Origin of the sequence: Paenibacillus sp. BIC5C1 (assembly GCF_032399705.1) — a bacterium.
Lineage (GTDB): Bacteria > Bacillota > Bacilli > Paenibacillales > Paenibacillaceae > Paenibacillus > Paenibacillus taichungensis_A.
The window spans coordinates 6,060,500-6,084,856 of sequence record NZ_CP135922.1 but is presented as its reverse complement, the minus strand read 5'-3'; the positions used below and the strand labels follow the sequence as shown (position 1 = coordinate 6,084,856).

Below are 24,357 nucleotides of genomic sequence, written 5' to 3'. Positions count from 1 at the left end.
CATTTTATCCATAAGGGGGATTACACATGAAGGGCAAAACACCAAAAACATTCGCAATGCTTCTGTTAGCCAGCGCTCTTGCCATTACAGCAGGATGCAGTGGTAGCGGAGGAGGAACTACGGCTTCAGAGACACCAACGGACACAGGGGATACGACCAGTCCAATCACCTTTACGTTCTTTGGTGCTGACGCAAGTCCAAACTGGAACAATATGAAGGACGCAGTCGGCCAAGAAATTACGAAACAAACAGGTGTTACAATTGAAGCGGAGTATGATGTGAATAATGGTGGCGACCAGAAGATACCTTTGATGGCTGCCAGCGGTGATTACCCTGATATTATCTATCCTAAAGGTAACTTGTCTAAGCTTGTGGATGCAGGCGCGATGCTTGACCTGACCGATCTGATTGACCAATATGCACCAAACCTGAAGAAAATCTATGGGGACCAGATGAACCGTCTGAAATACAGTTTGGAAGACCAGTCCATTTACACGATCCCAACGAACATGGGTGTAGATAATGTTGCGTTTGACGCAACAGGCGGATTTGAGATTCAGCAGAAGGTATTGAAAGAACTTGGCTACCCAGAAGTGAAAACGCTTGAGGATTATGAGAAAGTTCTGAAAGAATATTATGCTAAACATCCAACCATTGACGGACAGCCGACCATTCCGCTGACGCTGAATGCAGATGACTGGAAAATTATGATCACTGTAACGAATCCAGCCTTCCAGGCAACCGGTGGACCGGATGACGGTGAATATTACATTAACCCTGAAACGTATGAAGCGGTGCTGCACTACAAACGTCCAGAGGAGAAAGAATACTTCCGCTGGTTGAACAAAATGTACAATGAAGGCATCCTGGACAAAGATACATTTGTGCAGAAGGATGACCAATACAAATCCAAAATCGCAAGCGGTCGGGTACTGGGGCTGATTGACCAGGAATGGAACTATGGCGAAGCTGAGAATGCATTGAAATCAGTCAACAATGGCGAGAATACGTACGCTCACTTCTCCGTATCCCTTAACAAGGATATTGTGGACCATACATTCCAACCAACCGGATTCGATGGATACGGCATCGGTATTTCCACAACTGCGAAAGATCCTGTACGTATTATCAAATTCATGGATTGGCTCGCCTCGGATGAAGGCCAGGTGCTGAGAAACTGGGGTATTGAAGGCCAACACTATAATGTTGAAAACGGCAACCGTGTCATCCCTGCTGACGTGCAGGATCGCAAAGTCAATGACAACTCTGCTTTCACCAAAGAAACAGGTATTGGAATGTACAACATCTTCAGCGCTAGATACGGAGATGGTGTCAAAGATTCCACAGGTAACTATTACACAACGAACTTCCCTGAACAGATTCAAGCAGGTTATACTGCCGCAGAGAAGGAAACATTGAAAGCCTATGGCATTACAACGTGGAAAGATTTCTATCCTTCTGAAGATGACTTGAAGCTGAAAGACTGGGGCGCAGCATATAACATGCCAGTACCTTCGGATACGGATTATAACGTAGCGTTCCAGAAAACACAGGATATTGTCCGCAAACGTATTCCTGAAGCGATCCTTGCCAAACCTGAGAACTTCGACAAAGTGTATGATGATCTCCTCGCTGAGCTTGATAAAGCAGGTGCAGTAGAGATGGAGAAACAATACACCGTTTGGATCAAAGAACGTGTAGCTCTGTGGACAGGTAAAGACGTGAAATAATAATGAAAATAAGGCATAATATATGAACATTTTCATTGCAAGAAAGGTCCCTGGAAAGGGGCCTTTTTTGTTGTTGACGTAAGGGGGCGGATAGCATATAATCGTTGATGTAAGCACTTTCAGTAAGCGTTTTAAATTAATTTACGAAAACGTTTTATGTATTTTGTCAGAGAGTTTATATGAGCTGGTTTTGAGAAAAAGATTACAAATTTAATTTTTTAGTAAGCGCATACAGAAATGTGTCTTACAGCGGTATCCTCAGGCTTTAAGCCTGTTATACAGATAAAACCTTCATAAATAATAGGGGGATTAGACAATGAGAGGCAAAATGAAAGGCAATACACCCAAGACGTTTGCAATGTTGATGCTCGCAAGTGCTATGCTGGTTACAGCTGGATGCGGAAATTCGGGAAGCAAAGAAACCTCCGAGTCCAGTGGAACCGAACCGGTTACCATTACATTCTTTGGTGCGGACGCCAGTCCAACCTGGAACAAGATGCAGGATGCAGTCGGTAAAGAGATTACCAAGCAAACAGGCGTTACAATTGAGGCTGAATACGATGTGAACAATGGTGGCGATCAAAAAATTGCGCTTATGGCTGCCAGTGGTGATTACCCTGATATCGTTTTCCCAAAAGGTAACTTGTCTAAACTTGTAGATGCAGGCGCAATGCTTGACCTGACGGATCTAATTGAGGAGCATGCTCCAAACCTGAAAAAAATATATGGGGATCAGATGAACCGGCTGAAATACAGTTCGGAGGATCAGGCCATTTATACAATCCCAACGAATATGGGTGTTGATAATGTTGCGTTTGATGCAACAGGTGGATTTGAAATTCAGCAAAAAGTACTGAAAGAGCTCGGATACCCTGAAGTGAAAACACTTGAGGATTACGAGAATGTATTGAAAGAATATGTGAAAAAACACCCAACGATTGACGGACAGCCGACTATTCCATTGACGCTGAATGCAGATGATTGGAAAATTATGATTACGGTAACGAACCCGGCATTCCAGGCAACAGGAGCACCGGATGATGGAGAATATTACATCGATCCTGAGACCTATGAAGCTACGCTCCATTACAAACGTCCAGAGGAAAAAGAATATTTCCGCTGGTTGAATCACATGTACAATGAAGGATTGCTGGACAAAGATACATTTGTGCAAAAGGATGACCAATATAAATCCAAAATTGCAAGTGGCCGTGTACTCGGTTTGATTGACCAAGAGTGGAACTACCAAGAGGCTGAAAATGCCCTCAAATCAGCGGGCAAAGATGACAGCACATATGCTCACTTCTCTGTATCTTTGAACAAGGACATTGTGGACCATACGTTCCAGCCAACCGGATTTGACGGATATGGTATCGGAATCACAACTTCTGCCAAAGATCCGGTTCGCATTATCAAATTCATGGACTGGCTCGCATCGGACGAAGGACAAGTGCTGAGAAACTGGGGTATCGAAGGCGAACACTACAATGTAGAAGATGGTCAACGGGTGATTCCTCAAGATATCCAGGATCGTAAAACCAATGACAACTCTAACTTCACCAAAGAAACAGGAATCGGGATGTATGGCGTGTTTAGTGCGAGATACGGTGATGGCGTGAAAGATTCCACGGATAACTATTACACAACGAACTTCCCTGAGCAGATCCAGGCTGGTTATACTGCGGCAGAGAAAGAAACGTTGAAAGCATATGGCATTACAACATGGAAAGATTTCTATCCTTCTGAGGATGATTTGCAACTGAAAGACTGGGGCGCAGCATACAACATGCCTGTACCTTCTGGTACAGATTACAGCGTAACGTTCCAGAAAACTCAGGATATCGTGCGCAAACGTATTCCTGAAGCTGTTCTGACAACAACTGCGAACTTTGATAAAGTGTACGATGATTTCCTCGCAGAGTTGGATAAAGCTGGCGCAGTCGAAATGGAGAAACAGTACACTGTTTGGGTTAAGGATCGTGTTTCCCTGTGGACAGGTAAAGACGTAAAATAACATAGGTTTAAATTAATAGGCGGTTAAACAAAAAAAGGCCCTGAGCAAGGGTCTTTTTTGCTGTTCATGTGATGTTTAACATTGACGCAATTTTCGAAATCAAATATAATTTCCTTACTGTAAGCACTTTCAGATAAACGAAGATCAAGCTATGAATCTAAAAGGCTTTGGACCTAATGAAATCAGTAATATATCATTTATTTAGTTTTTTTCGAAAACGTTTTAGTAAAGATTTGAAAATAGCTGATACAGGAACAGGAGTTATCTATGTTATCTATGTCCCCGATTAATGAGAGAACAAAAGAAAATCGTCTGTGGTATCGTCAGCCCGCTACTCGCTGGGAAGAGGCTTTGCCTATCGGCAATGGTCGCCTTGGCGGTATGGTGTATGGCGGAGCAGCTGATGAACAAATCCAGCTAAATGAAGATACTTTGTGGTCTGGATTTCCACGTGACACCATTCAGTACAGTAGTCAGCGTTATCTGAAGCAGACCCGTGAACTGATTATGTCCGGGCAATATAGCGAGGCTGAACAATTGCTGAATCGCGAAATGCTGGGACGTGATGTGGAAGCTTATCAGCCGATGGGTCACTTTAAGTTGCAGCACACTGAACTGGACGGGATCCCGTACGATGAATTTGAGCGGGAGCTTAATCTCCACACCGGTATTACAACGACGAAGTATTCATATCAAGGCATTCGTTACATGCGTGAAGTATATGCCAGTGCGCCTGATGATCTTATGGTCTGTACCATCACTGCTGATCGTGAGGGATCTGTAAACGTTAGCGTTACGTTGGACAGTCCACATCCTTATAACGTTCAGGCTTCGGGCGATGCACTTACACTGTTCAGTCGCTGTCCAAGTCACGTTGAATCGAATTATTTCCGGGATCATCCGGAGTCTGTCATCTACGAAGAAGATCGGGGAACGGCTTATGCTGTGCGATTGGCCGCAACTGCGACGGGTAAGAATGCCGAAATATCGGTTATGGAAGGGAGACTTCATATTCAGGGAGCAGATCAGGTTATTTTTTATCTGACAGCGGCGACCGCCTTTGAAGGCTATGATGTGACTCCTGTTAAAGATGATGTGCTTCTGGATCAGGAGTGCAGTGAGGTAATCAATAAAGCAATCGCTCATGGAATGAAAGCACTTCGGGAGCGACATGTGCTGGATCATGTCGCTTTATTTTCAAGAGTATCTATTGATCTAGGCGAATCACCGAATGAAGCATTGCCTACCGATGAACGGCTGCAAGCTTACCAGGCTGGAGCCAAGGATCATGGCTTGGAGGCTCTCTATTTTCAATATGGCAGATATCTATTGATGGGTAGTTCACGTAAAGGAAGCCAGCCTGCCAATCTGCAGGGAATCTGGAATCATCAGGTGGAGCCGCCCTGGCACAGTGATTATACGATTAACATCAATACCGAGATGAATTACTGGCCGGCAGAAGTATGCAACCTGAGTGAATGCCATGAGCCGCTGTTTGGCTTGTTGGAGGATCTAAGCGATACCGGGAGAAGGACGGCACGCATTTTGTACGGAGCGCGCGGCTGGACAGCCCATCACAATGTGGATATTTGGAGGACATCCACGCCTACAGGCGGGGACGCAAGTTGGGCGTTCTGGCCAATGGGCGGCGTGTGGTTGACTTCACATTTATGGGAGCATTATCTGTTTACACGTGATCGGCAATTTCTCGCGGAACGCGCGTATCCAATCATGAAGGAAGCGGCACTCTTCTGCCTGGACTGGCTGGTAGAGGGGCCAGACGGATATCTGGTTACCGCTCCATCAACCTCTCCTGAGAACAAGTTCCTTACTGAGGATGGAGAGGCTCGCAGCATCTCCATGGCTTCGACGATGGATATGACATTGATTCGTGAGTTGTTCGATCGATGCATTGAGGCAACCAAACAACTGGATGTGGATCAGCAACTGGCGAAGGAGTGGAGCGAGGCACGTAGCAAGCTCTATCCATTCAAGATCGGAAGCGAGGGGCAGCTGCAGGAATGGTTTAAGGATTTTGCCGAATCCGAACCGGGTCATCGTCACGTCTCCCATCTGTATGGTCTGTTTCCGGGGGAGCAAATCAATCGACTGGATACGCCTGAACTGGTTGAAGCAGCGCGAGTGTCACTAGAACGTCGTATCTCAAAAGGTGGCGGGCATACAGGTTGGAGCTGTGCCTGGTTGATCAATCTGTATGCGAGGCTGCTGGATAGCAAGCTTGCACATCAGTTTGTCCGTACGCTGCTGGCTCGATCCACGCATCCTAATCTGTTCGATGATCATCCGCCTTTCCAGATCGATGGCAACTTTGGTGGTACTGCCGGTATTGCCGAGATGCTGTTACAAAGTCATTTGGGTGAATTACATCTGCTGCCAGCCCTGCCTGAAGACTGGGCCAGTGGTAGCGTGAAGGGGCTTCGGGCACGAGGTGGATATACGGTGGCGATTGAGTGGACAGACGGCAGACTGTCAAGCGCCGAAATCAAGGCTGATTACGATGGTTCGATAACCATTCGGAGTGCGCACCCGCTGCGTGTGGAAGGAAACGATCAGGCCAAGGTGCAGCTTACACCTCAGGGTGATTATGTAGTTATTTTAACCATGACCGCAGGACAGACGATCCGCGTGTCATCATGAGACGGAGGAGTAAACGATGACAATTTTTCAATTTCCACAAGATTTCCGCTGGGGAACAGCAACAGCTTCCTATCAAATTGAAGGTGCAGCGCAGGAAGGCGGACGCGGGGTATCCATCTGGGATACGTTTGCCCGTACGCCTGGCAAAGTATTTAACGGAGACAATGGTGATGTGGCTTGTGATAGCTACCACCGTTACGAGGAAGACATCGAGCTGATGAAAAAGCTTGGGATCAATACCTATCGTTTCTCTATCGCCTGGCCGCGTATTATTCCTGATGGAGATGGCGAGATCAATCGGGAAGGATTGGACTTCTATCATCGATTCGTGGATAAGCTGCTTGAAGCGGGAATCGAACCTTTCTGTACGCTGTATCATTGGGACTTACCTCAGACGTTGGAGGATATTGGGGGTTGGGGCAACCGCAGGACGGTGGATGCATTTGTAAAATATGCTGAAGTTATTTTCAAGGAGTTTTCCGGAAAAATTAATTTCTGGCTGACTTTCAATGAACCATGGTGTATTGCATTTTTGTCCAACCTGCTTGGTATTCATGCACCAGGAAATAAGGATCTGCAAACATCCATTAATGTTGCTCACGGACTGCTCGTTGCTCACGGTAAAGCTGTTCAGTCTTTCCGTCGTTTGGGTACAACAGGACAGATTGGTATTGCACCCAATGTATGCTGGGCGGAGCCTTACAGCAAATCTCCAGAAGATCAAGCCGCCTGTGATCGGGCGATTGCTCTGAATACGGATTGGTTCCTAGACCCGATCTACAAAGGGGCTTATCCACAATTTATGGTCGACTGGTTTGAAAAGGCAGGGGCCACAGTGCCCATTCAGGAAGGTGATATGGAGATCATCTCGCAACCGATTGATTTGCTGGGCATCAACTATTACACCATGGGCATTAATCGATTCAATCCTGAGGCGGGTGCATTGCAATCCGAAGAGGTCGATATGGGACTGACCAAGACCGATATTGGCTGGCCTGTGGAATCACGCGGACTATATGAATTTATGCACTATTTGCAAAAATACGGAAATGTGGATGTGTACATCACGGAAAATGGTGCTTGCATCAACGATGATTTGGAAAACGGCAAAATTAATGATGATCGCCGGATTGCATACTATGAGCAGCATTTGGCCCAAATTCATCGGATTATCAACGACGGCATTAATCTGAAAGGCTACATGGCTTGGTCTTTGATGGATAACTTTGAGTGGGCGGAAGGGTACCGTATGCGTTTTGGTCTTGTGCATGTGGATTACCGTTCGTTAGTCAGAACACCTAAAGAAAGCTTCTACTGGTATCAGAATGTGATTAAAAATAATTGGTTGGAAACACGAATTTAGGCTGTAACTTCAATGTTGAGGAAGAAGTGTTTGAACCTGATATAAAATAAGTAATAATGTTAGTTCAATTGTTAAATGCAGGGTAACACCTGTTTAATCAGAAAAAAGACGGTACATCGGAAATCCGGTGCACCGTCTTTTTTTGTTATTTATTTTCAGCAAAGAGTGCACATGTTCATGAAGGTTTCATAAGGCTTGAGCTGTTTCATGTTATGAGAAGAGCGTTTTTGGGTTATAAGAAGTAAGAAGAAGTGATCTGGTCCTTGTCAACAGTTAAAATACAAATAAAGTGTCCAAATTGCGAAAGAAATTTGAACATTTGTTGACTAAAAATCATACTGATGTGGTATATTGGTATAAGGAAAGCACTTACAAAAAGGGAAAAGGAAGTGTTTACTATGGCATCGAAGACAGCAATGGTAAGCCAATTGGAGCGCAAAGATAAAAATATGCGGCGTGCAGTGCTAACGATGACAGTTCTGGCTTGGATTGCCCTCATTACGGGAGTAATCATGTGCCTGATTAACCTGAATGATTTTAATGATCGCAACCTCGGATTAATGGTGGGTATCGGTTTCTTGGTGGGTAGTGTATTTATTTATGTAATTGCCAAATCGATTGGACTAGTTCATACACGCCGGGAAGACGAAGGCGCCGATTAAATAATCTTGCGTTAATTCGTTCATAATAAGACTGGATGAGCACCCGGAATCCCAGTCAATAAAGCCCTTTGCGGATTCGTTGATACTGTTCAACGGGACTGCAAAGGGTTTTATTTTGTGACTTGAAGTGTAAAGATTACAATGAGGAAATATCAAGTGTGCAAGCGATTTGTGAGAAAAAATTCACACATTTAAGGTGCAAAATCGACAAATTTGTTAACATGAACAAAAAAGTTGCTCATTTCTGATATCTTTAGAAGGAAGAGAGTAGTATACTGTTTTTTCAGTATGAGCGAATTTAAGGAGAGGGGATCAAGATGAACAAGAAACCTAGGTCGCTAATTCGGATAATCATTCCGGTTGTCCTGACGTTGGTTACAATTGCATTGATTGTCTGGCCAATGCTGGCAGGCGGGCAGTACGTTGTTCTGGATCCGAAAGGGCCTATTGGCGCTTCGCAGAGAGATTTGATTGTCATTTCGACAATTCTGTGTGCAGTCGTTATTGTGCCTGTATTGATTTTGTCTGCAGTAATTGTATGGCGTTACCGCGACAAACCGGACAATAAATCTGCATATGAGCCTAACTGGTCTCATAGCACTAAAGCGGAGGCTATCTGGTGGACCGTTCCGATTATCATTATTGGTTTGCTGGCGATTGTAACCATTCGCTACACCTATGATCTGGAACCTTCGAAGCCAATGGCTTCCGAGAAAGCACCGGTGACCATTCAAGTATCTTCACTGGACTGGAAATGGTTGTTTATGTATCCGGAGCAAGGTATTGCAACGGTCAACACGTTGAATATCCCGGCAGACCGGCCCGTAAAATTTGAGCTCACCGCGGATTCACCGATGAACTCGTTCTGGATTCCGCAGCTTGGTGGACAGATTTATACAATGTCGGGTATGGCGATGACCTTGTACTTGCAAGCTGATCATGAAGGTCAATATTGGGGTTCAGGTGCCAACTTTACCGGTGAACATTTTGCCCAAATGCGTTTTGATGTCAATGCTACATCAGATGAAGATTTCGACAAATGGGTGAATGAAGTGAAACTACAATCCCAACCGCTGACGCAAGAAATGTATAAAACACTGGCGGAACCGGGAACAAGCAATGTAGCTTATTATTCTTCCTTCCCAGAAGGATTGTTCCAGGACATCGTGACCAAGTATGTTGTTGATGGTCAAAGTGCTCACAGTAAACACGGTGAAGCTTCTGGTGCCAAAGAGATTACTACGCAAGACGTGGACAAGAGTGCTAACTAAAGATTCGAAAGGAGGCCCCCAATGTTAGAGAGACTTAAGGAGTTTGCATCGGAGTTTTTCGTTACCGGTGATCCGCTGATTTATGGTGCGGACGTAGCGATCGGAATTACGATGATTACCATCGTAGCGGTGCTGACTTATTTCAAAAAATGGGGCTGGCTCTGGCGTAACTGGTTAACTACCGTCGATCATAAAAAGATCGGTATTATGTATATTATTGCTTCCATTATCATGCTTTTCCGTGGTGGTGTGGATGCACTGATGATGCGTCTTCAGCTAGCTATGCCTAACATGGATTTCTTACATCCCGAGCACTATAATCAGGTCTTTACGACTCATGGTACGATCATGATCCTATTCATGGCGATGCCGTTTATGTTCGGTTTATTTAATGTTATTGTACCGCTTCAAATCGGGGCAAGGGACGTTGCGTTCCCATTCCTGAATGCACTGAGCTTCTGGTTATTCTTCCTGGGAGCAATGCTGTTCAACCTGTCCTTCGTTATCGGTGGTTCACCGGACGCAGGCTGGCTCAGTTATCCACCTTTATCGGAGCTATCGCATAGCCCGGGGGTGGGACAAAACTTCTATATATGGGGTATTCAGATTTCGGGTATCGGTTCCCTGGCTACCGGTATCAACTTCCTGGTTACCATCATTAAAATGCGTGCGCCAGGCATGAAATGGATGAAAATGCCGATGTTTACATGGTCGGTATTCTCCACTTGTATTATCATTCTGTTTGCATTCCCAATCTTGACAGTGACACTTGCTTTGCTCTTCCTCGACAGGTTTGCGGGGGCGCATTTCTTCACACTTGATCTGGGCGGTAATCCGATGATGTATATCAACTTGATCTGGATGTGGGGTCACCCTGAGGTATATATCGTTGTCTTGCCGGCATTCGGTGTGTTCTCCGAGATTGTAAGTACATTCTCGAAGAAAAAATTGTTTGGTTACAAATCAATGGTATTTGCGATGCTGATCATTAGCTTCCTGTCCTTCTTTACATGGGCGCATCACTTCTTCACGATGGGTTCGGGAGCAGACGTTAATGCATTCTTCGCCGTTACCACGATGTTGATTGCCATACCAACAGGGGTTAAAATATTTAACTGGCTGTTTACCATGTTCCGGGGAAGGATACGCATGGATACCCCGATGCTATGGACAATAGCATTTATACCATGCTTTATCGTCGGGGGGATGACGGGGGTTATGTTGTCCGTTGCACCTGCTGACTTCCAGTTCCACAACAGTTACTTCCTGATTGCCCACTTCCACCAAGTATTGATTGGTGGTGTAGTATTCGGATACTTCGCAGGTCTGTACTACTGGTGGCCTAAAATGTTTGGATTCCAACTACCTGAAAAACTGGGTAAATGGGCTTTCTGGACTTGGAATATCGGTTTCTATGTCTGCTTCATGCCGCAGTACGCTGTCGGTTTGATGGGTATGACACGTCGTCTGAGCACCTATGGCTGGGATACTGGCTGGTGGGAACTGAACTTTGTATCCACAATCGGGGCATTCCTGATGGGTGTCGGATTCTTGTTCCAGGTTGCACAAATCGCAGACGGCATTCGGAAATACAAAACACTCAAAGCTTCTGGCGACCCTTGGGGTGGTCGTACGCTCGAGTGGTCGATTCCTTCACCTGCTCCTGAATATAACTTCGCCATTACACCGCGCGGAGATGATATTGATGAGTGGTGGGAAGAGAAAGAACGTCGTGCAAAAGGAATTTATCCACCTGAACAGCCGCTTGAGCCGATTCATATGCCTAAGAATTCCGCGATTCCGTTCATTATGTCTATATTCTGGTTCATCGCCGGTTTCGGCTTTGTATTCGGATGGCTGTGGATGGCGATTCTTGGACTCGCTGGCGTAGGAATTTGCATGATCGCTCGTTCATTCTCATACGATACGGATTATTATATTCCGGTTGACGAAATTAAGCGTACCGAAGCGTCGTTAAGGGGGTCGGTATAAATGGCTCAAGCAGCCGCGAAGCACGGTCATGACCATGCACATGATCATGACCATGGTCACCATGACCCGCAAGAATTGAAAATACTCGGATTCTGGTTCTTCCTGATTTCCGACGTTATCCTGTTCTCCGTATTGTTCGCAACCTTTATTGTGTTGCGTGACAATACGGCGGGCGGACCTGTGTTGTCTGAATTGATCAAAATGCCTGGCGTTATTGCCGAAACATTTATCTTGCTTACAAGTTCATTCACAAGTGGACTTGCGGTTCTTGCCATGAATCAGGGCAAGGTGAAGCAATTGATCAGCTGGCTGGCAGTTACAGCAGTTCTGGGTGCAAGCTTTATTGCCTTGGAAGTAACGGAGTTTATTGAGTTGATTCACGAAGGGTTCAGTTATACAACGAGTGCGGCTTCTGGTGCATTCTTCACCCTTGTGGGTACTCACGGACTTCACGTATCGCTCGGTCTGATCTGGATGATCGGATTGATGCTGCAACTGAAAAAACGTGGAATTACCGATGTAACACGCGGTAAAATCAACGTAATCAGCTTGTACTGGCACTTCTTGGACGTCGTCTGGATTTTCCTCCTGTCGATCGTCTATCTGATGGGGGTGATGTAGATGGCAGAGCATAACTCACATGAGTCCCATGGCCACGAACAGCATGGTTCACTCAAGTCCTATGTCATCGGCTTCATTCTGTCCGTAGTCCTGACCATTATCCCTTTGGTAGTGGTTCTGAATGACATGATGGGCAGAACAGCAACGCTGAGTGTCGTTCTGGTAACAGCAGGACTTCAGTTTGTGGTTCAACTCTTCTTCTTCATGCATATCCGTGAATCGGAGAAGCCACGCTGGAATGTAATGGCTTTGATCTTTGGTCTGTTGATCATGTTGACCATTGTTATTGGTTCCATCTGGATCATGTTGAACAATACCGTTGCACATTAAGTTTATGAAATAGGTTAAGGGATCTCCCGACTTGATTTAAAAGTCGGGAGATTTTTTTTTATTCTTTTTCCATCCTGAATGTGGGTAGAATAAGGGAAAGGACGCATGAGATACAAAAAGGCAAAAATAATGTCGAAAAAAGTTCTTGATTTTTTTTCTTGAATCCGTATACTCAGAAATATAAGTAATCCGAAACGTTTTGGAGGAAAGCAATTGGCTACAATTAAAGACATATCACAAATGACGGGATTTTCGATTACGACCGTATCCAGAGCTCTGAATGGGTACTCGGACGTCAGCGATAGTACGCGCAAACTGATTAAAGAAGCCGCCGAAACCCTGAACTATAGTCCAAATGGTCTAGCGAGAGGCCTGGTCATGAAGGAAACCAAAACGCTGGGGTTGCTCGTATCAGGCATGACGTACAAAAACATCGATAACAACTTTGTTTTCGAAGTACTTTGCGGTATTAATGATAGCGCTGCCAATTCGGATTATGATCTGATTTTGTTCAGCACAAATACAGCGAAGCAAAAGATGAAAACGTACACACAGCTGTGCAGGGAACGAAAGGTGGATGGTGTCATTCTTCAGGGTGTGAAGACGGATGATCCGTATTTGCAGGAAGTATTGGATAGTGACATTCCTTGTGTATTGATTGATATACCCATTCACAGTGAGTATGTTGGTTTTGTATCAACGAATCACAAACAAAGTGCACAAACTGCTTTAGAGCACCTTATTGGTTTGGGTCATCGGCAGATTGCCATGGTGAACGGGTACCCCGAGGCTTTTGTATCCAAGGAGCGCTATGAAGGATATTCCGATGCAATGCGAAATGCAGGGTTGAGCTTGAAGCCTGAATGGATCGTAAACGGGAATTTCACGGAAGAGGAAGCACAGCAACAAGCTTCTGGATTGTTGAAGACATATCCGGAAATTACCGCAGTCTTTTGCGCAAGCGACATGATGGCTCTGGGTGTAATGAAGGCTGCCAATGAAATAGGCATCTCTATACCGGATGAGTTGTCTGTAGTGGGATTTGACGACATTCCAACAGCCGCTTATTTTCAACCACCACTCACCACCATCGGCCAGAACATGTATCAGTTGGGACATGAAGCTGCAAACCTGCTGATGGGCATGCTGAGATCGGAAGACAGCCCCAAATTTAATATTTTGCAAAATGAATTGGTTTTGAGATCCTCGACAGCCATACCAGGTCGCTAAGTTTAGCTGAGAATACGGTTCGCGAGGGATTGCAAAATGAACCAGATGAAAAGAGCACCGGAATGTTTTATTAAATCCGAAACGTTTCGGTATTATTTTTACTCAAATCCAAAACGTTTCGGATACAACATAAGATAGACATAGGGGGAATACAAATTGCTGAAATACGATGCAGGACAAGGAGAATGGAGTAACTGGCTGGTAACTGAAACCGGGTTTGATCCGGCTCATCAAGGGAAAGGCGAAGCTGTGCTCTCACTTGGAAACGGCTACATGGGACTTCGCTCCGCAACGGACGAGAATTATGTTGGACAGGTGCGGAACTGGTTCGTAGCTGGAACATTCAATAAGTTTGATGAGCATGAAGTAACAGAACTCCCTAATGCAGCAGATGTGACGGAGCTATCTATCACACTGAATGGGGAAAACTTCAGCTTGGAAAAAGGAAGAACGATCAGCTACAGTCGTCAACTGAATCTCAAAAACGGTGAGCTGACCCGTAACGTGGTATGGCAGAGCCCAACAGGAGAAAGTTTTGAACTTCAATTTCGTCGCTTTGTTTCCTTGAGCAACCGTCATCTGGTTGGTTCATCTGTAAGCATCAAGCCACTGGATGGTCAGGCGCGTGTTCACATTGCATCCGGTATTAATGGACAATGGACGAACTCGGGTGCGCAGCATTTCACAGAAGGCGAAAAACGGATATTTGAAAAGACATATATTCAAATGACGTCAACGACGACACAATCCGCTGTTGATTTTGTAACCAATACGGTGCATAACTGGCAGCTGAATGGTGAAAAGGTTGAGCCGGAATTGCGTCAAACGATGGGACGCCGCAAGGTTGGCATCGAAGGTACAGTAACCGTGGAAGCCGGACAATCGGTAACACTGGAAAAAATCTCGAATGTGCATGCCAGCCGCGATCTGGTGTACAGCAACGGTGGATATTCACTGGATCAAATGCGTGAATCTGCACTGACAGAACTGAAGCAAGAGTCGCAAAAAGGGTATGATCAGCTATTTCGTGAAAGCGCTAACGCTTGGGCAGATACCTGGTCCACGTACAACATTGAAGTGGATAGCACAAGTGGGTATGACCAGCTTGCCATCCGTTTCGCCATCTATCACCTCGTCATTATGACACCTGCGCATGATAATCGCATGGGAATCGGGGCGAAAGGATTAAGTGGTGAAGGGTACAAGGGACATTCCTTTTGGGATACGGAAATCTTCATCCTTCCATTCTTCATCTACAGCAATCCCAAGATCGCAAGATCCTTGCTGGAATATCGATATCAGGGGTTGGATGGAGCTAGAAGTAAAGCCAAGGAGAACGGATTCGAAGGAGCTATGTATCCTTGGGAAGCAGCCTGGATCGAAGATGGCGAAGTTACACCGGTATGGGGGGATGTAGATATCGTAACCGGAGAACAGACGAAGATCTGGTCCGGCTTCATTGAACAGCATATTACCTCTGACATCGCTTATGCCGTTTGGCATTACGTCCAGTCTACAGGCGATGAGGCGTTCATGGATCAATATGGCTACGAGATCATTTTTGATACAGCAACGTTCTGGGCCAGCCGCCTGGAGTGGGATGAGTCCAAGGGACGCTATCACATCAATGAGGTTGTTGGACCGGATGAGTATAAGGAACATGTGGACAACAATGCATTTACTAATCACATGGCTCATTTCAATATGGAGTTGGCTATTCAATATTATGAACAGCTTCAGCAGGAGAAACCTGAGTTGCTCAAAGCATTGTCTACGAAGCTTAACCTGACATCTGCTCGGGAAGCGTGGAACAAGCTGGATCAAATGTATCTGCCTGGGCCGAATGAACAGGGACTTATTCCGCAAGATGATACTTACTTGCAGAAGAAAGTCATTGATCTTACTCCTTATAAAAATCAGACCAAAGTTGCCAGCATCTTCAATGACTACAACCTGGATCAGGTTGGTGAAATGCAAATTTCGAAGCAGGCTGACATCATGATGCTGTTCTTCCTGCTTGAGAATAAATTTGAACCCGCTATCAAACGTGCGAACTATGACTATTACGAGGAAAAAACATTGCATGATTCCTCATTGTCCCTGTCGACTCACAGTATTCTTGCCAGTGACTTCGGTGATCGTCCGCTCGCATATGATCTTTTCCGCCGGGCGTCCGAGATTGATCTGGGGCCGCATATGCACTCTTCGGATGCAGGCATCCATTCAGCTTCGCTGGGCGGAATATGGGAATGTGTGGTGATGGGATTTGCCGGAGTTCGCATGTTGGATGGCCAGCTTCATCTCGATCCAAAGCTGCCTGAGTCATGGAGCAGTTTGAAATTCCCGCTCTACTGGCAAAACCAGTTGTTGCATATCACAATCACGTCCGAGGGTATTCTAATCGAGAGTGATGCAGAGGAAGAAATTTCTCTCCTTCTGTCCGGTCAGCAAGTTACTTTCAGCAAACGGTTTCAAACCTTGGTTTAATATAAATCCATGTGGGAGGTCATTCAAATGAAAAAAGGGTCCGCAAGTTTGGTCATGATGCTGATTTTGGTATTAGTGTTATCCGCGTGTTCTTCAGGTGGAAGCAACAGTGCGGAAGGCGGAAAAGGAGAAAAGGTAAAACTCACCTTCTCCGTATGGGGAGATGTCAACTCTGGTGCGGATGAAGTGAAGCTTGCGGAAGAGTTCAATGCTGCACACCCGGATATCGAAGTGAAGTTTGAGCCTATTCCAAGTGAAGGTTACGGAACAAAACTCACTACATCCCTGGCAGCAGGTCAGGCACCAGACGTATTCCTGGTTGGTGAAGGTGACTACTACAAATACGTTGATAAAGGCGTAATTGAGCCGCTTGACGATTATTTGAACAAGGACACGTCGTTTAATCTGGATGTTTTCCAAAAAGATCTCATTGAAAATATGAAAATCGAAGGCAAACAATACTACTTGCCTAAAGATTTCAACCCACTTGCTCTCTGGTACAACAAACGTATGTTTGACGAAGCGGGAATCCCTTATCCAACAGATGAATGGACGTGGGATGACATGATTGCAACTGCACAAAAACTGACTAAAAAAGATGGCAATAAATATACTCAATTCGGATTCAACGCAGGCAAATGGGAATATCCGATCTATACGTACCTGTGGGATTACGGTACAGACATCGCGAATGAGGATGGAACAGCTGCAGAAGGCTACATGAATAGTGAAAAAACGATAGCGGCAATGGAGCAATATGTATCCTGGTCTCAAGGAGATAGCCGTGTATCCCCGACGCCACTGGATTCCGAGACGCTTGGCGGAGATTCATCGATGTTCATGACAGACAAGCTTGCCATGATGATTACAGGTCGTTGGATCAAAGGTGATCTCGACAAATCCGATGTTCAATATGGTTCTGCACTTATTCCGCAAAATACAGACGGTACTCGTTCAAGCATCATCGCAAGTGCGGGTTGGGCGATCAACGCAGCCGGTAAAAATAAAGAAGCGGCTTACGAACTGGTGAAATGGCTCTCGGGTACAGATGCACAGAAGCTTCGCTCTGCAAACGGTAAAGTACTGCCAGCGACTGTGAAAGAACTGGACGAAGTCAAAGCCAAAGAAGTAGCAGACAAACCGGTCATCGAAATGATGGATTATGCGAAAAAACCGGTAACCATGCGTTCTACAAACGGACCTGTGTTTGTTGAAGAATTCACCAAGGCGCTGGAAAAAGTGCTGCTTGGCAAACAGGATGTCAAAGGCGCTCTGGATGAAGCTGCGAAGAACGTTGACAGCAAAATCAAGTAAAAACCATGCGGGTGAGTCGGCTGCCATGCTGATTCACCCTCTTCATCAAGGAGGCTGCTATGCGTAATTCTAAATCCGAGCGTGCCGGGTATTGGTTCATATTACCCTGGCTTATAGGCTTGTTACTCTTCACCATTGGTCCAATGTTGTTTTCCCTGCTGTTGGCTTTTAGCAAATGGGATATTATTACCGGCGTACAATCGATTGAATGGGTCGGTCTGGATAACTTCAAAACGATGTTTCATGATGAGTTGTTCTATCAATCGTTGAAAGTTACCTTTATTTTCGCTCTGGTATCCGTACCGCTGTATCAAGTGGCATCACTGTTGATCGCCTTGCTGCTGAATATGCGGAACAGAGGGATGAAATTTTTCCGATTGATCTATTTCATGCCATCCGTCATTCCAGCTGTTGCGGCATCCATGATGTGGATTATGATTTTCAATCCGGAATACGGCATTCTGAACCGGGCGCTTGCCTTTTTCGGCGTACAGGGGCCAGCTTGGCTTCAAGATCCGAGCTATGCGCTGGGCGCACTGATTGTCATGGGTTTATGGGGCGTCGGCAACACGATCATCATTTATTTGTCTGGCTTGCAGGGAGTTCCCGAAGAGCTGTATGAAGCTGCCAATCTGGATGGTGCGGGACCGTTTCAACGGTTTTTCAACATCACATTGCCCATGATTTCCCCAACAGTGTTCTTCAACGTAATTATGGGGATTATAGGTGGATTCCAGTATTTCACACAAGCATTTGTTATGACCAACGGGGGACCGCTGAACTCGACCTTGTTCTATAACTTGTATCTGTACAATAAAGCTTTTACCGATTTTGAAATGGGTTATGCTTCGGCATTGTCCTGGGTATTGTTCATCATCATTCTGGCGTTTACGCTGCTGGTTATCCGCAGTTCTTCGATGTGGGTCTATTACCAGGGCGATAACGAAAAGGATTGAGAGGAGGACAAATGATGAATCAAGCAACGACACGGAAACCGGTCTACTCGAAACTATTCTCTATGCTCATGCTTCTTGCTGGTGCGGCCGTCGTGCTGATCCCGCTGTTATGGACGTTTGCAACATCTCTTAAAACACCTGCGGAGGTGTTCAAAGATGATTTTTTCCCGGCTGTATGGATGTGGTCTAACTATAAAAATGCCGTTCTGGCCATCCCGTTTTTTACATTTTTGAAAAATACGCTGATTATTCTGATTCCGGTATTAGTCGGTACCGTATTCTCGTCTGCCCTATGTGCGTATGGTTTCGCCCGGTTTAACTTCCGCGGCAAACGCACGCTGTTCCTGGTGCTATTGGCGACGATGATGCTGCCTTCACAGGTAACGATGATCCCGATGTTCATCATGTTCAAGGAAATCGGCTGGGTTGATACATTTTTACCACTCATTATCCCTGCATTCTTCGGTGGCGGAGCGTTTAACATCTTCCTGATCCGCCAGTTCATGCGCGGTATTCCGCGTGATCTCGATGAGTCCGCTTTTGTAGACGGAGCCAATAAAATGCAGATTTTCACTAAAATCATGCTGCCACTTTCCATGCCGCCACTGATTGCCGTATCGATCTTTACCTTTATGGGCGTATGGAATGACTTCCAGGGACCGCTCATTTATCTGAACTCCAGTGAGAAGTATACGCTGGCACTCGGTTTGTCGATGTTTAAAGGGCTTTATAACGTGGAATGGAACATGCTCATGGCTGCAACGATGCTAATTATGCTTCCGCCACTCCTTGTGTTCTTTGTTGCACAAAAATACTTTATTGAAGGCATTTCTATCTCTTCTGCAATCAAGGGCTAATCGTCCGTATTTAATAGAAGAGATACGCGGTGAGCCAAACCGCAGAGGAGGACAACCATGGCCACATTAACAAGCAGACATCCTTTTAATTTGTATTATAACGCAGGTGAATATGTAAAGATTTGCGGTACCCAGGACGGATACTTTCCCGACTTTGGGCATCATATGGCTAACGAAATGGGCGGTGTATGGCTGCATCCGATCAAGCTGCTGGATGGCTTCTGGCTGAAGGTAACCGATCTGGATCGCAACATTGCGGTATGGGCAAGGGCAGACGGATTCACAAGCGAATCCTGGGGCGGAAGCCGGTTCGATTATGATCACGGATTAAGCCACATTCCGGTATCCATTGAACGCAGTCAGTTTGCCCCCGATTATGAAAAAGGCATGGTCGCAGAATATGAGATCAGTGCATACGGCAAAGGAACAACCCGGCTCAAGCTGGAGCTGCTGTCACGTACCGATCTCCGTCCAGTGTGGTATTCCGATGAGATTGGAATTATCCCAGGAGCGGGTGAAACGGCAGAAGCCATTTCTTCGCGCAAGGTTATCGTCAAAGATGATGCCCAAGACTGGTATGCCATGATTGGAAGTGACCTGCCTGGAACGGAAATGACCGTTGGTCCTGAAATTTACGGACCGGAACTGACGGCAGGCAAGGGCACAGGCATCTCTTTTGTAACCGAATGCACGCTGGAGGAGAAGAATGTGTTCCGCTTCCGGTTATTTGTTGCCGGTTCGGAATCGTCCCGTGAAGCCTGTGAGCAGACCTATAGAGTTATTGAACGTGACTACGTAAGCTTGAAAGAGCAGAAGCTGCAGCTCTACGACAAGCTGGATCAGCGCGCAATGCTGACCATTGAAGGCGAAAATGAGCTGAACGAGCAATTTGCCTGGGTGAAGCGCAATAATCAGTGGCTGGTGCAACAAGTAGATGGAATTGGTCGCGGATTGACGGCAGGTGGACCCACGTATCCGTGGTGGTTCGGCTGTGACAGTACGTATGCACTTCAGGGTGTCCTTGCTACGGGAGACCATCAACTGGTACGGGATACGCTGAATTTGTTGCTGGAGAAATCCAAGGAAGCAAACGGCAATGGACGTTTTGTGCATGAAGTGACCACAATGGGAGCCGTGTCTAATCGCGGCAACACGCAGGAGACGGCACACTATATTGCTTTTGTATGGGAAATGTTCCTGTGGACCGGAGACGATGCACTTCTGCGTGAGCATTATGACTACTGTGTTCAGGGAATCGACTGGCTGCTGGGTGAGATGGACCCGGATGGAGACCTGTTCCCTTCGGGTTACGGCATCATTGAGATTGCCGGCTTGAATATGGAACTGATCGATAGTGCCGTATATACAGCGAAGGCTCTTCAGGCGCTGGAGCACATGAGTCTCTATTTGGGTGAAACGAAGCGGCATCAGACATATCAAAAATTGGCCGAACAAGCGGTACGCGCAGTGAATGATGTGTATTGGTCTGAAAAAGACAGCCTCTATGCGGATGCCGTTGCACCTATTTCCGATATTGTGCCCAAGGTGGATTACATGGTTTCTCTCGCTGAAAAGCAAGGGATCACAGACTACCGGGAGTACGTAGAGGGATTGCTGACAGATGCAGGTGAGAATCAGAAAGATCGCGGTTGGCTGCTAAACAAAAACTGGGTTATTGTCACGCCAATGGAAGCAGGAATTGCCGATCAGGACAAAGCACAGCGTGCGCTGGAAGCGATGCGAAATCGCGACTTCATCGGTGAATACGGTACGTATCTTGCTGCCATGTATAAACAGGGCACGATGACAATCTCTACCGGGGCCCATGCGGTTGCCGAAGCGGCGTACGGGTATCCGGATCACGCCTTGGATTTACTGCGTCGAATGGGGAAAAGCTTCTCACGTGTACTGCCAGGTTCATTCTCGGAGATGTCCCCGGACTACGGCTGTGTAGTGCAGGCGTGGACCATCTATGCACTGGCTGTCCCTGTGGTACGGCATTTCTTCGGCGTTCAACCGGAAGCACAGCATCGCCGTATAACCTTGTCACCTGATATGCCGCAAGCATGGGAAAACAAAACATGCAGTCTGAAGCATCTGATGGTAGGCGATGCGGAGTTCGATATTCATTTTGAATCCCGTGAGGGCAAACGTTATGCAAGCATTTCCAACGCATCGGGCTGGACGGTCGTTCTGGACTGGAAGGGCGAAAGACGGGAAAGCAACGAGAAACGAATTGAATGGCAACTATAATGTTCAACTAAACATTTACACGATAACGGAGAGGGCAGAAAAAACCTGAAGAAACGCAGTGTTCGCCTTTATTCCCGGATTTTCCCTTCTGAAAAGGATATCAAAAAAATCTGGGGATAACAGCGATCGGAAGGTTGTTCTGTCATCGGAGTGACCAGTGTAAATATCTTTTAGTTGAACTCAACTAGAGCAATGGCATGGGGAGGAACGGGTAATGAAAGGGAACGGAGCACTTCAAGCCGTTATTTTTGATTTGGATGGTGTCATTACTGACACAGCGGAGTACCATTATGTAGCGTGGAAGAAGCTGGGGGAATCGCTGGATATTCCGTTTGATCGGGAGTTCAACGAGCAGTTAAAGGGCATTAGCCGCGGAGAATCGCTGGCGCGCATTTTACGTCTGGGTGGCAAGGGAGATACATTTTCGGCTGAGGAAAAGGAAGAGTTCGCACGGCGTAAAAACGAACATTACGTCTCGTTGCTGGACTCACTGACACCGGAGCACACTTACCCTGGAATTCGGGAATTGCTGCTTGAGCTGCAAGCCTCCGGCATTCCTGCGGTAATTGCTTCGGCCAGCAAAAATGCCCCTCAAATTCTGAAGGCGCTGGAGTTGGACTCGCTGTTCCGCTTTGTGGTACATCCGGATTCCGTACCCCACGGCAAGCCAGCACCTGATCTGTTCCTGCGCGGAGCGGAAGAAGTGGGTGCTGACGTTAAAGCCTGCATCGGCATCGAGGATGCGCAAGCGGGTATCGAGGCCATCAAATCCGCAGGCATGATCGCCGTGGGTATTGGTGAAGAAGCTGTACTTAAAGGTTCCGGAGCGGACGTGGTGCTGAAGGATACTAAACAGCTTACGCTGTCATTCCTGGAGCGTACGTTGCAGGAGCACAGCCATTAAGCAGAAAAGGGGAGATGCAGCATGAACCGGGCATGGTGGAAAGAAGCCGTTGTATATCAGGTCTACTGGCGGAGCTTCCTGGATGCAAATGGAGACGGCATCGGGGATTTGGAAGGATTGCTGCTCAAGCTCGACTATATTAAAAGTCTGGGTATAGATGTCATCTGGCTTAATCCCATCTATGAATCGCCGGACAAAGACAACGGGTATGACATAGCAGATTATTACCGCATCATGGCGAAAGCAGGAACGATGGAGCAGTTCAAGCAATTGCTGGACAAGGTCCATGAACTGGGCATGAAGCTCATTATGGATCTGGTGGTCAATCATACATCAGAGCAGCATGCATGGTTTGAAGAATCACGTTCATCTGTCGATCATCCGAAACGTGACTGGTATATATGGAAGCCGGGGAAACCGGATGGTCCACCGAACAACTGGCGCTCTTATTTTGAACCGTCGACCTGGACATATGACGAGCGAACGGGAGAGTATTATTTCCACTCCTTTGCCAAGGAGCAGCCTGATCTGAATTGGGAAAATCCTGAGCTGCGTCAGGAGATTTATCGAATGATGCGTTTCTGGCTGGATCAGGGCATTGATGGCTTCCGCATGGATGTTATTAATCTGCTCGCCAAGCTGGAAGGTTTCCCGGATGCGGAGCACCCGGAGAACATTGATTATTTGGGCAATAATCCGGGTATTCATGAATATTTGCAAGAAATGAACCGGGAAGTTCTCCAGCATTATGACATTATGACTGTAGGCGAAATTCCGTTTGTCACACCTGAGGATGGCCTTCTGTATGTGGGTGACAATCGGAAAGAGCTGCATACGTTATTCCACTTCCAGGTGGCGGATGATATGCCTACATGGGATCTGGCACGGTATAAGGAAATTCAGGAGAGCTGGTATGAAGCATTCCGTCATGAAGGTTGGAATTCCCAGTTCCTGAACAATCATGATCACACCCGACAGGTTTCGAGGTACGGCAATGATGGACAATACCGTGTGCAATCCGCCAAACAACTGGCGACCATGATTCATACCCTTCCGGGAACCCCGTATGTTTTCCAGGGAGAGGAGATCGGCATGACGGGTGTCCGGTTCTCTACCATTGATGAATATCACGATATTGCAATGAAGAACAAATATAAGGAAGAGATCGGTAAGGGCCGTGCGCCAGATGAAGTGCTCCACAGTCTTCAGCCGCTGAGCCGGGATAATTCCCGCACACCCATGCAGTGGGATGGCAGCAAGCATGCCGGGTTTACCGAAGGGCAGCCGTGGATGCAGGTGAATCCCAACTATGGAGAGATTAATGTGGAGCGGGATTTGGCCGCGCAGGACTCCATATTTGCATATTATCAGCAGCTGATTGCCCTGCGTAAAACGCACGCGGTTATGGTCTATGGAGATTATCGTGACCAATCGTCAGGGGAAGAGCATGTATATGCTTATAGCCGCAGTCTGGATGGAGAGACATGGCTTGTCATTCTCAATCACTCGGACCGGGAGCAGTCCTATCGTCTGCCTGCTTCATTCGCTGATCGAGCCACGAATGCAAGCTTCGTTATTGGCAATCTGGATCGGTCAACCTCGGATGAGGTTAGAGAAGGCACCCTTCGGTTGCGTCCTTATGAGGCGCTCATTTACTCCTTATAATATATAGCAAGATCACCAGAGCCTGGCGGGGATTTTCCCGTCGGGTTCTT

The 24,357-nt window shown here is 46.5% G+C and carries 17 protein-coding genes; all 17 read left to right on the top strand.

Translation table 11 applies throughout. The features are described 5' to 3' along the window. The first annotated feature begins 26 nt into the window (after nucleotides 1–26). Entirely contained in the window at nucleotides 27–1,730 is a 1,704-nt protein-coding gene (locus RS891_RS27280; RefSeq protein ID WP_076291219.1) for an ABC transporter substrate-binding protein, read from the top strand. Nucleotides 1,731–2,046: 316 nt separating this feature from the next. Then, nucleotides 2,047–3,744 carry an ABC transporter substrate-binding protein gene (locus RS891_RS27275; RefSeq protein ID WP_397386869.1) on the top strand — a complete coding sequence of 566 codons (1,698 nt, stop codon included), beginning with the start codon at nucleotides 2,047–2,049 and terminating at the stop codon, nucleotides 3,742–3,744. A 276-nt stretch (nucleotides 3,745–4,020) separates the two neighbouring features. Next, on the top strand, nucleotides 4,021–6,402 hold the full coding sequence (locus tag RS891_RS27270; RefSeq protein ID WP_315793683.1) for a glycoside hydrolase family 95 protein: 2,382 nt from the start codon (nucleotides 4,021–4,023) through the stop codon (nucleotides 6,400–6,402). Between the two features lie 16 nt (nucleotides 6,403–6,418). After that, nucleotides 6,419–7,765, top strand: coding sequence for a GH1 family beta-glucosidase (locus RS891_RS27265; RefSeq protein WP_113055422.1), 1,347 nt, complete (start codon nucleotides 6,419–6,421; stop codon nucleotides 7,763–7,765). Between the two features lie 398 nt (nucleotides 7,766–8,163). Further along, nucleotides 8,164–8,427, top strand: a complete 264-nt coding sequence (locus RS891_RS27260; RefSeq protein WP_091000449.1) for a hypothetical protein — start codon at nucleotides 8,164–8,166, stop codon at nucleotides 8,425–8,427. 317 nt (nucleotides 8,428–8,744) lie between these two features. Further along, entirely contained in the window at nucleotides 8,745–9,698 is a 954-nt protein-coding gene (gene cyoA, locus RS891_RS27255; RefSeq protein WP_113055421.1) for a ubiquinol oxidase subunit II, read from the top strand. Nucleotides 9,699–9,719: 21 nt separating this feature from the next. Then, nucleotides 9,720–11,690 (top strand): cbb3-type cytochrome c oxidase subunit I, encoded by a 1,971-nt coding sequence (locus RS891_RS27250; protein WP_090904681.1) that lies wholly within the window; start codon nucleotides 9,720–9,722, stop codon nucleotides 11,688–11,690. Continuing rightward, nucleotides 11,691–12,311, top strand: a complete 621-nt coding sequence (cyoC, locus tag RS891_RS27245) for a cytochrome o ubiquinol oxidase subunit III (protein ID WP_064640614.1) — start codon at nucleotides 11,691–11,693, stop codon at nucleotides 12,309–12,311. Next, complete coding sequence (gene cyoD / locus RS891_RS27240) at nucleotides 12,312–12,641, top strand: cytochrome o ubiquinol oxidase subunit IV (RefSeq protein WP_064640613.1); 330 nt, start codon at nucleotides 12,312–12,314, stop codon at nucleotides 12,639–12,641. It abuts the gene before it with no gap. A 213-nt stretch (nucleotides 12,642–12,854) separates the two neighbouring features. Then, the gene (locus tag RS891_RS27235) at nucleotides 12,855–13,871 is read left to right on the top strand and encodes a LacI family DNA-binding transcriptional regulator (protein WP_315793682.1); all 1,017 of its coding nucleotides are present in this window, start codon (nucleotides 12,855–12,857) and stop codon (nucleotides 13,869–13,871) included. A gap of 156 nt (nucleotides 13,872–14,027) precedes the next feature. After that, complete coding sequence (locus tag RS891_RS27230) at nucleotides 14,028–16,358, top strand: glycoside hydrolase family 65 protein (RefSeq protein WP_315793681.1); 2,331 nt, start codon at nucleotides 14,028–14,030, stop codon at nucleotides 16,356–16,358. A gap of 27 nt (nucleotides 16,359–16,385) precedes the next feature. Further along, nucleotides 16,386–17,672, top strand: coding sequence for an ABC transporter substrate-binding protein (locus RS891_RS27225; RefSeq protein ID WP_315793680.1), 1,287 nt, complete (start codon nucleotides 16,386–16,388; stop codon nucleotides 17,670–17,672). Nucleotides 17,673–17,731: 59 nt separating this feature from the next. Continuing rightward, nucleotides 17,732–18,628, top strand: coding sequence for a carbohydrate ABC transporter permease (locus tag RS891_RS27220; protein WP_053780124.1), 897 nt, complete (start codon nucleotides 17,732–17,734; stop codon nucleotides 18,626–18,628). A 14-nt stretch (nucleotides 18,629–18,642) separates the two neighbouring features. Continuing rightward, nucleotides 18,643–19,485 (top strand): carbohydrate ABC transporter permease, encoded by an 843-nt coding sequence (locus tag RS891_RS27215; RefSeq protein ID WP_076291229.1) that lies wholly within the window; start codon nucleotides 18,643–18,645, stop codon nucleotides 19,483–19,485. Between the two features lie 57 nt (nucleotides 19,486–19,542). Beyond that, on the top strand, nucleotides 19,543–21,738 hold the full coding sequence (locus tag RS891_RS27210; RefSeq protein WP_315793679.1) for an alpha-L-rhamnosidase-related protein: 2,196 nt from the start codon (nucleotides 19,543–19,545) through the stop codon (nucleotides 21,736–21,738). Between the two features lie 214 nt (nucleotides 21,739–21,952). Then, nucleotides 21,953–22,642 carry a beta-phosphoglucomutase gene (pgmB, locus tag RS891_RS27205; RefSeq protein WP_315793678.1) on the top strand — a complete coding sequence of 230 codons (690 nt, stop codon included), beginning with the start codon at nucleotides 21,953–21,955 and terminating at the stop codon, nucleotides 22,640–22,642. Nucleotides 22,643–22,663: 21 nt separating this feature from the next. Next, nucleotides 22,664–24,307 carry an alpha-glucosidase gene (locus tag RS891_RS27200; RefSeq protein ID WP_315793677.1) on the top strand — a complete coding sequence of 548 codons (1,644 nt, stop codon included), beginning with the start codon at nucleotides 22,664–22,666 and terminating at the stop codon, nucleotides 24,305–24,307. Nucleotides 24,308–24,357 lie beyond the last annotated feature (50 nt).

Coding starts and splice junctions, on each gene's coding strand:
- RS891_RS27280 (WP_076291219.1), top strand. CDS start 27: ATGAAGGGCAAAACACCAAAAACATTCGCAATGCTTCTGTTAGCCAGC.
- RS891_RS27275 (WP_397386869.1), top strand. CDS start 2,047: ATGAGAGGCAAAATGAAAGGCAATACACCCAAGACGTTTGCAATGTTG.
- RS891_RS27270 (WP_315793683.1), top strand. CDS start 4,021: ATGTCCCCGATTAATGAGAGAACAAAAGAAAATCGTCTGTGGTATCGT.
- RS891_RS27265 (WP_113055422.1), top strand. CDS start 6,419: ATGACAATTTTTCAATTTCCACAAGATTTCCGCTGGGGAACAGCAACA.
- RS891_RS27260 (WP_091000449.1), top strand. CDS start 8,164: ATGGCATCGAAGACAGCAATGGTAAGCCAATTGGAGCGCAAAGATAAA.
- cyoA (WP_113055421.1), top strand. CDS start 8,745: ATGAACAAGAAACCTAGGTCGCTAATTCGGATAATCATTCCGGTTGTC.
- RS891_RS27250 (WP_090904681.1), top strand. CDS start 9,720: ATGTTAGAGAGACTTAAGGAGTTTGCATCGGAGTTTTTCGTTACCGGT.
- cyoC (WP_064640614.1), top strand. CDS start 11,691: ATGGCTCAAGCAGCCGCGAAGCACGGTCATGACCATGCACATGATCAT.
- cyoD (WP_064640613.1), top strand. CDS start 12,312: ATGGCAGAGCATAACTCACATGAGTCCCATGGCCACGAACAGCATGGT.
- RS891_RS27225 (WP_315793680.1), top strand. CDS start 16,386: ATGAAAAAAGGGTCCGCAAGTTTGGTCATGATGCTGATTTTGGTATTA.
- RS891_RS27220 (WP_053780124.1), top strand. CDS start 17,732: ATGCGTAATTCTAAATCCGAGCGTGCCGGGTATTGGTTCATATTACCC.
- RS891_RS27215 (WP_076291229.1), top strand. CDS start 18,643: ATGAATCAAGCAACGACACGGAAACCGGTCTACTCGAAACTATTCTCT.
- RS891_RS27210 (WP_315793679.1), top strand. CDS start 19,543: ATGGCCACATTAACAAGCAGACATCCTTTTAATTTGTATTATAACGCA.
- pgmB (WP_315793678.1), top strand. CDS start 21,953: ATGAAAGGGAACGGAGCACTTCAAGCCGTTATTTTTGATTTGGATGGT.
- RS891_RS27200 (WP_315793677.1), top strand. CDS start 22,664: ATGAACCGGGCATGGTGGAAAGAAGCCGTTGTATATCAGGTCTACTGG.